The organism is Saccharopolyspora sp. NPDC000995 (assembly GCF_053599315.1).
In genome coordinates this window covers 1-11,218 of sequence record NZ_JBSFLZ010000178.1, presented here as the reverse complement: position 1 = coordinate 11,218, position 11,218 = coordinate 1, and the positions used below count along the sequence as shown (strand labels likewise).

Below are 11,218 nucleotides of genomic sequence, written 5' to 3'. Positions count from 1 at the left end.
TCCAGGAAGCCCGAAACCTCAATGGTCCGACGCCACCGTGACGATCCCTCTGTCGAAACGCCTGGGCACCGCCTCCGCAGCGGCGGTCACCCCACCCGAACATGAAGGCGCCCACGACACGCTGCCCACCATCGATGGAAGGCCTACGCCGACCTCGGACCGTCGCCGAGACCCGCGACGTCGCCAACACCGTCCTCAGCGACGCCGACCGCATCCTGACGCACCTGCTCCACAGGCACGGACCGCTACAACGACCAGAAAATCGCCGACTAATCACCGATCGCTTCTGGCTCGCGCAACGGCCGGTAGCCGGTGCGTGCGTAACCGCTGAGGTTTCTCAGTTATGCGGCGGGTGAGGTGCTGGTCGAGGGCGTGGCGGGATTTTGATCGTCTGTGTTCTGGCCTGTGCTGATGGCCGTTATTCGGGCCCGGCGGAAGGCGATGAGCATGTCGTCGACGCTGACGTTGTTCTTCTTGCGGTTCCAGGTGCTCGGGTGCGGGCGGTGGCCAGGTCTGTGTCGGAGGTGCCGTTGGCGGCGTACCACAGGATGAGGATGGTCAGGCCCAGCATCGCGAACGGCACGCTGCGCTCGACCGCGCGGCGGAGCCGGTTGGCTGTGTCACCGGCGCCGATCAGGCTCTTGGAGTCCTTGATGGTGTGTTCCACCGACCACCGGTCGGCATAGCGGGCAGTGATCGTCTCGGCGGAGGCGCTGGTGTCGGTGGATACCAGGGCGATGTCATAGGGCCCGGTCGAGTCGGTCTCCCGCACTAGCACCACGGTGACCTGCCTGCGGTGCAGCGAACCCCACCACAGGCAGGGATGGTGGCGATGTGCACGGTTTCGGTCTTGCCGTAGCGGGTCACTGCCGCGCTGCGCCAGGTGGCGGTGGCTGCGAGGTCGGTGCAGTTCTCGAGTTTTCGCTTTTCCATGTGGGATGCCCGCGCTTGCCCGTGGGCTCGGGCGGTAGGGCATGCAGCACGGCGTTGGCTGCCAGCCGGGTGGTGAACGTGGTGGTGCCGGGCAGAGTGCGCCACGCCGGTCCCCGGTAAGCGGCGTCGGCCACCACGTGGATGGTGCGTTCGGGGAACGCGCGGGCAAGCAACCCGACCAGTGCCCGGGCCGCGTCGGGTTTGGAGACGCCCGATTTGGGGTTGTGCAACCGCCAACAGGATCGGCAGGTAGACCGCCCTGGTCAAAAACGGCACGGTCAGCCGGGCCAGCAGTAACCCCAGCGAATCCAGATCCCAGCGGGAATGGGAGAAAAACCGGTGCGCCCGAGTGTGATGGAAGCGTCCCGCCAGTCCGGCCGCGCTCCACATCCCCGTTACCGTCCGGGGCCCGTGGATGCCAGCAGGCCGGTCACCAACGAGGCGAACGTGGCGAACGTCGGCGCGGTGAACACCGAACGCACCCCTTCCAGCACAGACAGCAAACAAGACGGTATGGTTCCCACAGGAAGCATCGGCGAATCTCCCGGACAACGGGCGGTTACAAGCAACGCTGATGCTTCCCGGTAAGGGCCGGCCCTCACCCAGCCCGCTCAGACAGGATGTGCCCGCGAGTTCGGACTGCCTTGCGGATGCGTGCGCTGACTCTGTCGGTCGCATCGAGCAGATCACCGGCACATTCTCCGGGCCGCACGCCAAGAACGCGGATCATGTTTCTGTCGCGGTGATGGTGGCGAGGTTGTCGGCTGGCCTGTGGCGTGGATGCGAAAATTTCCGCCCGAAGCGCAAGAGCACGATCGTCAGAGACGGGTTGCTGCGCGCAGGTCGAGCATCGGCGGTGTCAAGGACGCTACCTCGGACGTAGCGGAGCCTGGTGCCGCGCGGACCGCGGGGTATTTAGTCAACGCCGCTATGTGGACATCGCTCAGACAACCTACTAAGGGAGGTCGTACCAGCCGACGGACGGCCTCGATTGAAATCACTCAAACGTGGTGACCCGGAAAGGACGTGCAGGTACACGAAAGGAGATTGCGGAGGTCCGCGCAAGCCCGCCACGGCAGCACTAAGTACAGTAGTCACCGTGTGCAAGCGGTCATTGACTCTCCATATCTTGGGGCTCGCCAGCCTGTGCGCCGTATGGCTCGCACTAGGTGTCATCCTCGCGGCACACACGTTGATCGGAGCTTCAGCGGCGTGCACAGCTTCTGACACCCCGGTTACGGGCACGATAGGAATCCACCGGCAATCGTGCGACGACAGCCGTGGTCACGAGCAGCCCGACTCCCCGGGACATGGTCCTAGCGATACACACTGCGCGGCCTCATCCAGGGATGTCACGTCCGCGTTGGACGTCGCATGGTTCTTGGTCAATTTCGATTCATCAGGGCCAGATCCCTCGCTCGCATTCGAACGATCCGCGCCACTGACCCCGAGCGCGAAACCTGCTCTACCGCCACGTGGTCGTGAAATCCTCAGTTCTTCGTGCATTTCTCGAACGTGATCAACTCTCGCCTTTGCCTGCTGATCACAATCGACGCGCTTCCACCTCATGCGACCAGCTTTCCCCTGGGAAGCCGGACAAGTGCGCCGTATTTCATGCACCTGCGGAACTTTGAGGACGAAAATGCAAGGACTCCTCCCCTACGCCGGAGAGGGAAATATCCCCAGCCCCGCAACGGGAGCAGCGGTTTCCCTGCCGCGTGCCCATTCCATCGACACTACCGTTGGAAATACGCCCGTCATGTGGATTGACCGACCATTCAACACTGCCGGTGAGGGCTTCTGGGCAAAGCTGGAATGTCACAACCCCGGCGGGATGAAGGACCGGCCTGCACTACACATGATCGAACGCGCTCGGCAGCGAGGTGAACTCCAGCAAGGCTGCACCATCGTCGAATCGACCAGCGGCACGTTGGGTCTGGGCCTGGCTCTTGCCGGAATCACATACGGACATCCGGTCACGCTGGTGACGGACCCAGGTCTTGAACCGATCATGCATCGGATGCTTCGCGCGTACGGTGCGAATGTCGACGTGGTCAGCCGACCCCATCCGACCGGGGGTTGGCAGCAAGCGCGCCGAGAAAGGGTCGCAGAGCACCTCGCAGCCACCCCGGGATCCTTCTGCCCGGATCAGTACAACAATCCCGACAATGTTGCTGGATACGCTTCGCTGGCCCTAGAACTGGCGGCTCAGCTACGCAACATCGACGTTCTAGTGTGCTCGGTCGGGACCGGAGGCCATTCGGCTGGCGTGAGCAGGGTGTTGCGCACCTTTTTCCCGGATCTTCGCCTCGTTGGTGTCGACACGATCGGCTCCACGATTTTCGGACAGCCTCCGCGGCAACGGATCATGCGAGGCCTGGGCTCAAGCATCTACCCCCGCAACATCGAGTACGAGGCGTTCGACGAAGTGCACTGGGTCGGGCCCGCAGAGGCGGTTTGGGCCGCCCGGCAACTCGCGACCACGACATACGCCAGTGGCGGTTGGAGCGTCGGCGCGGTTGGACTGGTCGCCGGCTGGGCCGCGCGCACCGAGGGGCCAAATACCCGGGTAGCGGCGATCTTCCCCGACGGACCGCAGCGCTACTTCGACACCGTGTACAACGACGAGTTCTGCCACCGGCACGGCCTGCTGGGGTCAGCCCCTCCGGAAGATCCGGATGTGCTCGCGCATCCACAAGAGCGAGAAGTCACTCGATGGGCGCGGTGCGCGAGGGTCATCAACCCTGCAGCCGACGGTTCGTCGTTGGGATCGGCAGCAGAGCGAGGTATGCGTTGATCCAGATCGTCAAGCAGTTCCGGTCGTTCAACCGCCCAGTTCAACTGCTCATGCTCAACCAGTTCACGATCAACCTCGGTTTCTACATGCTCATCCCGTACCTGGCGGCGCATCTGTCGGGCGGACTCGGGCTGGCAACGTGGATCGTGGGGCTCGTCCTTGGCGTCCGGAACTTCACTCAGCAAGGAATGTTTCTGGTCGGTGGCACACTCGCCGACCGGCTCGGCTACAAGCCCCTCATCGTCACGGGCTGCATGCTGCGAACCGTGGGGTTCGCCCTGTTGGGCGTCGTGGATTCCGTGCCAGCGCTCGTGCTCGCCTCCGCCGCAACGGGCTTCGCCGGGGCCTTGTTCAACCCCGCTGTGCGCGCCTACCTCTCGCACGAGGGCGGGGAACGACGGGTGGAAGCGTTCGCGCTGTTCAACGTCTTCTACCAAACCGGAATCCTGCTGGGCCCGCTGGCCGGAATGGCTCTGACCGGAATCGCTTTCCAGGCGACCTGTTTCGTAGCCGCCGCAGTCTTCGCAGGCCTGACCGTCCTGCAGATCCGGGCCCTACCGCAACGCAAGACGCATCGCGACGGGCCTACAGGACCGTCGGTGCTCGAGGACTGGCGATCGGTGATATCCAACCGCTCCTTCGTCTCGTTCTCCATTGCAATGATCGGAAGCTATGTCCTGTCCTTCCAGGTCTACTTGGCCTTGCCATTGGAGGCTCAACGACTCGCGGGCGATGGCCTTCCAGGAACCGCCACAGTCGCTGCGCTTTTCGCCGTTTCAGGGGTGCTGGCGATCGCGGGGCAGGTGCGCATCACCGCATGGTGCAAGCAACGGTGGGAGCCTGGAAACTGCCTCATACTCGGCCTGCTGATCATGAGCGCAGCCTTCATCCCGCCATTGATCACAGCGAGCGTTCCAGATGCGACTGGAGCAACCTCGACGGCCGAAGTCATTGGGCGAGCCACTCCGCTCGTCCTCTCAGCGGGGCTGCTCGCGCTCGCGCAGGTGATCGTTTTCCCGTTCGAGATGGATACGATCGTCACGCTGTCCCGAAACAGGATCGTCGCGACGCACTACGGCCTCTACAACACCGTGTGCGGGGTTGGAATCATGGTCGGTAACCTCGCCACTGGTGGAGTACTCGATTACGCCCGGTCGTCAGGCCTTCCCATGCTGCCCTGGGCGAGCTTGACCGTCATCGGCCTGATGTGTGCAGCGGGGATCGGCGCGCTCCACCGCACTCAACGTTTGATTTCGCCCAAGCTGCGGCCAGCATCCGCACCTGGCTGAAGCACTGTCAGACGTATGCGAACGGCTGCGGCCAGCCCTTGAGACGGGCCCGGGAATTGAACCAAGTTCACTCCCGGGCCCCTCGAACGATGCCCCACCGAGGACGACGGCGTGAACTCGCTCGCGAAGAGTGCAACAACCGAGTGCTGATCTTCGACAGAGGTCACGCGGAGAAGATCCGCCAGGAATACGCCTGCCACTTCAACACCCATCGGCCCCACCAAGCCCGCGACCAGCGATCACCCCTCGACGACCCGAACGTCATACCGCTGCCGACAGCTCGGATCGAACGCCGACAAGCCTCACGGCACGGGGTCGGCCCATGACCATGCTGATCTGGGAGGACGGCGGCTACGGGCCCATCGAATGGAAGATGGACCTCGAAGTGGGCGCTACACCTCGTTCACCAATCCCGACATCGTGCGCTACGCGGAGAGCGTCGGCGCCCAAGAGCACCGCATCGGCAGCGCCGATGAACTGCTACCGACCTCGCGTACGCGCTGGCCGACCCCGGTGTGTCGCTGATCGCCTGCCCCGTGGAACCTGCGCCTCACAGACCACCCGGCCAACTAGGCCGCACTCTGCTACCCGATCAGCGCCGAATACGCGGAAATCAGGCGCCGACACCTCGGCCTCGCCGCGTGCCGTCGACGGCCTTCAGCCCCAGCATCGCCAGCAATTCCTTGCAGTCTTGGGCGTCGACCGCATGATCGGCGACAGTGCGTGCGGCTCTGCCGCTCTGGATCGCTTCCTGAATCTGCCCACTGGCGCGCGCTTTGGCGAAACGTCCCTGCTCGCGCGTCGCACCGGCGTACCGTGCCAAGGTCATGCGGCCCCTCCTCCGTCCCACCTGCCGCGTACGGCTCAAGGCGAGACATAACGATCGGGATCCGTGCGACGTGCATCGCTGGCGAGCGACCCACGCGGCGCAGACCGTCCGCGAGGAACAGGCACCCGCAGAGCGTCTTCATCATCGCAGACCGGCGGCCGCCTCCGCCATGGGCGTCCACGCTGGGATTTTTGATCGTCGGCGCATCGCAGAGCTGTGGTAGCTTGATGGGCCGAGTCGGCCCGGAACCGTCGCCGACACCTGAGCCGTCGATGAGAAGGCACCACATCGGCCGCAGGGTCGCAACCGCGAAGGCCGCGAGCACGCTTGAAGGCCGTGACGCGGGCCGGTGAATCTCAGGCGGGGTATTCGTCCGTGGCTGCGGGTTCGGGTTCGGCGCCGAGGACTCCCTGTCCGGATCCTCGACAACATGGAGATCGGCCACAACGCCCTGCACGGCCGATACGACTGGCAGCGTGATGAGGCACTCAACTCGCGCACCTCCAAATGGGACGTCGTCGCGCCTGCCGAGCTATGGAAACCCTCGCACCACTTCGGCCACAACACCCACACCAACATCGTCGGCAAGGACCGCGACATCGGCTACTGGATCTGCGGGTCACCCCCGAGCAGCGCTGGACCCCCTACTACCTGGGCAACCCGGTCTACGCGGCGCTGCTGTCGGTGATCTTCCAGTGGGGCGTGATCCTGCACGACCTCGAGGCCGAACGGGCCGCCTCCGGGGAGAAGGGCTGGGACGAAGTCTCGACCGCCGCTTTCGGTGATGATCGCGGTGATCTCGTCGACGAATTCCGGGTCGTGGGGCAGCAGATCGACCAGGTTGACCGCGATGACCACCGGGCGCCCATTCCGGACGGGCCAGCTGGCCGCCTCGCGCAAGGCGGTGCGCAGCACCCACCGGTCCAGTCCGCGCAGCAGCGCTCAGGCCTGGAGGTCGACGACGACCTTCAACTCGTCGGGGCCCGTCTCGAAGACTTGGGTCCAGTCGCCCAACGGGATCCGGCGGCTGATCAGGGCCTCCAGCCAGTTCCGGTCCGCGCCGGCCAGCGCCTGCACGGCCTGGTTGTAGTGGCGCAGGTTGGCGTTCACGCTGCCCAGAACGACGTTGTTGTCCAACATCAACTCGTTGTCGATCGCCGCCGCGGGGAAGGGCACGGTGCGGTGGTGGCCCGTGCTGCCGGTCAGCACGGTGATGGAGTTGCGCGCGGTGTGCCGCAGCACCTCGAACACGACCTTCCCGGATCCGGTGGCCTCGATCACGACATCCGGTTCGCAGCCCAGATCGTCCAGAGAGGTGTGGTAGGTGGCGCCCAGCGCGCGCACCAGATCCGGTTTCGGCCCCTCAGTGGCGTGGTCGAGAACATGCATGTCCAGGCCGCGCTGCGCGCCGAGCAGCGCACCGAGCAGACCGATCGGTCCGGCGCCGGTCACCAGCGCGTGGCGGGGAGCGAAGTAGGCTCGTCTGCCGATCATGTCGGCCTGCTCCCACGCCTTGGCCACCACCGATGCGGGCTCGGCCAGCACTCCCAGATCACCGAGCGCCGGGGTGACCTTGATCGCGAACTGAGGCTCGACCGTCCATTGCTGAGCACCGAATCCGTCCAGTTCCTTGATGCCGCGCTCGGTGTACTCGCCGTTGAGGCAGAAGTCCCACTGCCCCGCGGTACACGCCTCGCACGGCTGCGGGTCCGGACGCCGGACGACGCCCACCACGTAGTCGCCCTCCTGGAAACCGCTGACCGCGGGCGCGTGGATCACCCGACCCACAGATTCGTGAAAGAGAACCATCCGGTCTTGCCCCGGCGGCAAAAGGCCGTGCGCTCGCTCGGTGACATCACGATCAATGTCGCAGAACCCCACCAGCAGGCCACGCACCAGCAGCTCCCCAGGCTGCGGCACGGGATCGGGCAGTTCGGTGACCGCCGACAACTCCGGCCTGCCTGGAACCACGGTGGCAGCCTTCACCAGAAAACCCTCCTGTGTCGTCGGGCGTGCGCGGACATACGAGCAGAACGCGGCTTCAAGGTGTTGCGGCTGATGGACTGGTGTCGCAACGGCATGGCGACCGCGTGCAGGTGCCGCAGCACCTGGGCGTAGCAGCTGAGCAGCTCGCACTGGCTGTAGGAAACTCCGCGACTGGTGCAGAACCGGTGAACCAGCCGCCGGGCATGTCGCAGATTTGGGCATGCTCGGGAAAAGGTGAGTTCGATCTGGTGGTTCAAACCTCCGAGCAGGAAATCCACGAACCGGCTCCCGCGAACGTTGCGGGAGGTGAGCACTGCTTGCGCAGGTAGTCCAGCCTGTCTCCCGTGGACAGGGTAGGCCATGCAACACCACCGCCTTCAGCGGCGACAACACTAGCAACACCACCAGATAACCCACCACGTGCGCGGCGAGCAGCCCGGTTTTCCACCCGGTGCGCTTTCACTTCCCGCCGCAGCACGGCCTGGATGCTGCGGACGTGCAGGCCGAGCGCCTCAACCGTCAGCAGCGGGAAGAACACGAAAGCCTGGTATTTCGCCGTCCACCGGACGATGCCGCGCTTGGCGCGGGCCTGCTCGGTGGTGAACGCCAGAGCCCGGATCTCGATTTCGGGATCAGCGTCCTCGTGGTTCGGGTTGGCGTGGTGGCGCCGGTGCTTGCCGACCCACCAGCCGTAGCTGATCCCGGTGAGATCCGGCAACCGGCGAACTGCTGAAGGAGTTCCCGACGGCGACGTCGGCCGAGGTCGAATCCGCCCTGGCAACCTCGCACGAGGCGTTCGGGTCCGGGCTGGAGTGTGCTCGTTGCTGGATCGGCCGCTACAACGGTGGATCTTGGACCTGGCCGACGCGGGCTTCCTGAACAGTTCGACCCGCTGCATCGGCTCGGGTTCGGTGACGCGACGAGCCTGCCTGGACTTTCGATCCATCAGCCCAGTTTGGTTGCGAGGGCTGGCCAAACGCTGGCTGCGGTCGCGGATCTCGGCGAGGCTCGCCCTCTCGGTCGTCCGCAAGGACCTGGTGTCGCTGGTGCGGTGTAACGACCCAGCCCCAGCCGGACTGCCTTGACCTGCACAAATCCTGGAGTAGGTTCAGTCAACGGTGCCTGAGATGCGCTCAGCTGCACATCGACCCGAAGATGCTTCCCCGCCTGAACGAGTTGTAGGCCGACCTGGAGGAGCGGAGGAGACGAGCCGCCTCCGAGAGCTGGTTGGGTGAGATCGAGGCATCGATCGGACCTCCAATGCCTGCGGGACAAGCGGTCCGACGCATTACGGCTGACCCGTGTCACCCACCAAGTCAACCTCGGCATGCCGGCCATCGCCGCCCCTCGTTGACCGGACCCCGACTGCTCGCCACCACGCCAACAGGGGCGGCGAGCCAGCCCACATTGTTGGCAGACGCGCGCTATGCGGTGCGGATGTCGAGGAACATGACGACGATTTCCCGTCGACAAACGATGTGTTGGGCAAGCCCCAATTAGCGATCGGGAACATCAACGGTCAGCGGACAAGAATTGAGACCTCCATCCTGTTGCACGACGCGGCATTTCATGGCCTGTGCGGGTGGAGTGGGCCCACTGTAGGCGCTGTGACCTGCGGTGGGCCACCTTCGGTGGTAGAACGAGTGCGCGACTTCGTCGGTGAAGGTGGCCCGTTCGGCTTCCCTGTTGCGCGAACCGGAATTTCGTGTCCTCTGTGGCAGGTCGATAGCTTCGGATTCATGGAGTGGAGCTTTCAGACGGCCGAAGAGCTCGTTGCCGCGTTGCGCGCCGGTGCGGTGACATCGGTGGAACTGACCGACGAGGCGATCGCCCGTATCGAGCGCGACGACCAGGTGATCAACGCGATCTGCGTGCCGGACTTCGACCGTGCGCGGGCCGCCGCACACCGTGCCGACCAGGCACGCGCGCGTGGTGAGGACCGCCGGCCGCTGCTCGGCGTTCCCGTGACGGTCAAGGAGTCCTACAACATCGCCGGGCTGCCCACGACCTGGGGCATGCCGCCGTACCGGAACTATATGCCGGCCGAGGACGCGGTACAGGTGTCGCGACTCAAGGCCGCGGGCGCTGTGGTGCTCGGCAAAACCAATGTGCCGTTGGGGCTGCAAGACATCCAGAGCTTCAATGAGATCTACGGCACCACCAACAACCCGTGGGATCACGGTCGCACCTCGGGCGGATCCTCCGGCGGGTCAGCGGCGGCCCTGGCGTGCGGATTCGGCGCGCTGTCCATCGGCTCCGACATCGCCGGCTCGCTACGCACCCCCGCGCATTTCTGCGGCGTCTACGCGCACAAACCGACACTCGGACTGGCGGCTAACCGCGGTATGGTCCCGCCGTCCGAGCCGGCATTGCCGGCCGACCTCGACCTCGCCGTCGTCGGCCCGATGGCGCGCACCGCCCGCGACCTCACGCTCCTGCTCGACGTCATGGCCGGACCGGACCCGCTGACGCTCGGCGTGGCGCACCATTTGGCACTGCCGCCCGCCCGCCACGAGCGGCTCTGCGATTTCCGGGTCTTGGTCCTCGACGAGCATCCGCTCATTCCGACCGGGTCCGCCGTGCGGGCGGGGGTGAACCGGGTGGCCGCCGCGCTCGTCGACGGCGGCGCCCACATCGGACGGCACAGTCCGCTGCTGCCCGATCTGGCCGAAGCCGCGACGCTCTACATGCAGTTGCTGATTTCGGGCTCCGTTGCGCGTTTTCCCATCGAATCGCTCGAGCAGCTGCGGACCCGCGCCGCCGGACTGAGCGCGGACGACCAGAGTCTTGACGCAGTGCGGCTGCGCGCCATGGTGTTCAGCCACCGCGACTGGATCGAGGCGAACAACCGCCGCGAACTCCACCGCCACGGCTGGCGACAGCTGTTCGCCGAGTTCGACGCCGTGGTGTGCCCTATCACGCCGACGCCCGCGTTCCCGCACGACCACAACCCCAATCCGTTGGAACGGCACATCGACATCGACGGCGTCGAGTACCCCTACTTCGACCAGCTCGTCTGGGCCGGCCTGGCCACCATGCCCGGCCTGCCCGCCACCGCCATACCGGCGGGCCGGTCCCCCGACGGCCTGCCGGTCGGAGTGCAGCTCATCGGTCCGATGTTCGAGGACCGCACCCCGCTTCGGCTGGCCGAACTGCTCGAGCAGAAGACCGGCGGCTTCCAGGCACCGAAACAGGGCGTACTGGCCAGCTGGCCGGGTTACAGCCGGGACGGGCGTTGTCGAGAACTCCCCATCCCTGCCGACGCGCGCTCATCGGCACGACCGGAGGTGTCGGATCGCTACAGATGGTAAGTAAACACTGGTAAGCCAGAAACCGGCACAGTTTGACGGCTGCTGCCGCTGCGCGCCGCCCACAGGGCGGCGC

The 11,218-nt window shown here is 65.4% G+C and carries 9 protein-coding genes; 3 read left to right on the top strand and 6 right to left on the bottom strand.

Annotated features, from left to right (window positions below):
• Positions 1–418 precede the first annotated feature (418 nt).
• Together ACWDKQ_RS33320 and ACWDKQ_RS33315 are read right to left on the bottom strand one after the other, a co-directional pair.
• Positions 419–976 (bottom strand): transposase, encoded by a 558-nt coding sequence (locus tag ACWDKQ_RS33320; protein ID WP_450142741.1) that lies wholly within the window; start codon positions 974–976, stop codon positions 419–421.
• The gene (locus ACWDKQ_RS33315; protein WP_450142742.1) at positions 864–1,163 is read right to left on the bottom strand and encodes a hypothetical protein; all 300 of its coding nucleotides are present in this window, start codon (positions 1,161–1,163) and stop codon (positions 864–866) included. Before ACWDKQ_RS33315 ends, ACWDKQ_RS33320 begins: the two co-directional genes overlap by 113 nt.
• A 1,529-nt stretch (positions 1,164–2,692) precedes the next feature.
• On the opposite strand from ACWDKQ_RS33315, the gene ACWDKQ_RS33310 reads away from it, so the two are divergent.
• Together ACWDKQ_RS33310 and ACWDKQ_RS33305 are read left to right on the top strand one after the other, a co-directional pair.
• Positions 2,693–3,730, top strand: coding sequence for a PLP-dependent cysteine synthase family protein (locus tag ACWDKQ_RS33310; protein WP_450142740.1), 1,038 nt, complete (start codon positions 2,693–2,695; stop codon positions 3,728–3,730).
• The gene (locus ACWDKQ_RS33305; protein ID WP_450142739.1) at positions 3,727–5,019 is read left to right on the top strand and encodes an MDR family MFS transporter; all 1,293 of its coding nucleotides are present in this window, start codon (positions 3,727–3,729) and stop codon (positions 5,017–5,019) included. Before ACWDKQ_RS33310 ends, ACWDKQ_RS33305 begins: the two co-directional genes overlap by 4 nt.
• 613 nt (positions 5,020–5,632) lie before the next feature.
• Here the strand turns inward: ACWDKQ_RS33305 and ACWDKQ_RS33300 are convergent.
• The 4 genes from ACWDKQ_RS33300 to ACWDKQ_RS33285 all read right to left on the bottom strand — a co-directional run bounded on the left by ACWDKQ_RS33300 (position 5,633) and on the right by ACWDKQ_RS33285 (position 8,552).
• The gene (locus ACWDKQ_RS33300) at positions 5,633–5,848 is read right to left on the bottom strand and encodes a hypothetical protein (protein ID WP_450142738.1); all 216 of its coding nucleotides are present in this window, start codon (positions 5,846–5,848) and stop codon (positions 5,633–5,635) included.
• Positions 5,849–6,451: 603 nt separating this feature from the next.
• Positions 6,452–6,763, bottom strand: a complete 312-nt coding sequence (locus ACWDKQ_RS33295) for a hypothetical protein (RefSeq protein ID WP_450142737.1) — start codon at positions 6,761–6,763, stop codon at positions 6,452–6,454.
• 27 nt (positions 6,764–6,790) lie between these two features.
• Entirely contained in the window at positions 6,791–7,834 is a 1,044-nt protein-coding gene (locus ACWDKQ_RS33290) for a glucose 1-dehydrogenase (protein WP_450142736.1), read from the bottom strand.
• 253 nt (positions 7,835–8,087) lie between these two features.
• A complete protein-coding gene (locus ACWDKQ_RS33285) occupies positions 8,088–8,552 on the bottom strand; it encodes a fatty acid desaturase (protein WP_450142735.1) in 465 nt (154 codons plus the stop codon).
• A gap of 1,021 nt (positions 8,553–9,573) precedes the next feature.
• Between ACWDKQ_RS33285 and ACWDKQ_RS33280 the strand changes: the two genes are divergently transcribed.
• Positions 9,574–11,145 (top strand): amidase, encoded by a 1,572-nt coding sequence (locus ACWDKQ_RS33280; protein ID WP_450142734.1) that lies wholly within the window; start codon positions 9,574–9,576, stop codon positions 11,143–11,145.
• Positions 11,146–11,218 lie beyond the last annotated feature (73 nt).

What these genes read in the sequence shown, in the direction of transcription:
- ACWDKQ_RS33310 (WP_450142740.1), top strand. Translation starts at nt 2,693, where the DNA reads ATGTGGATTGACCGACCATTCAACACTGCCGGTGAGGGCTTCTGGGCA.
- ACWDKQ_RS33280 (WP_450142734.1), top strand. Translation starts at nt 9,574, where the DNA reads ATGGAGTGGAGCTTTCAGACGGCCGAAGAGCTCGTTGCCGCGTTGCGC.
- ACWDKQ_RS33320 (WP_450142741.1), bottom strand. Translation starts at nt 976, where the DNA reads ATGCCCTACCGCCCGAGCCCACGGGCAAGCGCGGGCATCCCACATGGA.
- ACWDKQ_RS33300 (WP_450142738.1), bottom strand. Translation starts at nt 5,848, where the DNA reads ATGACCTTGGCACGGTACGCCGGTGCGACGCGCGAGCAGGGACGTTTC.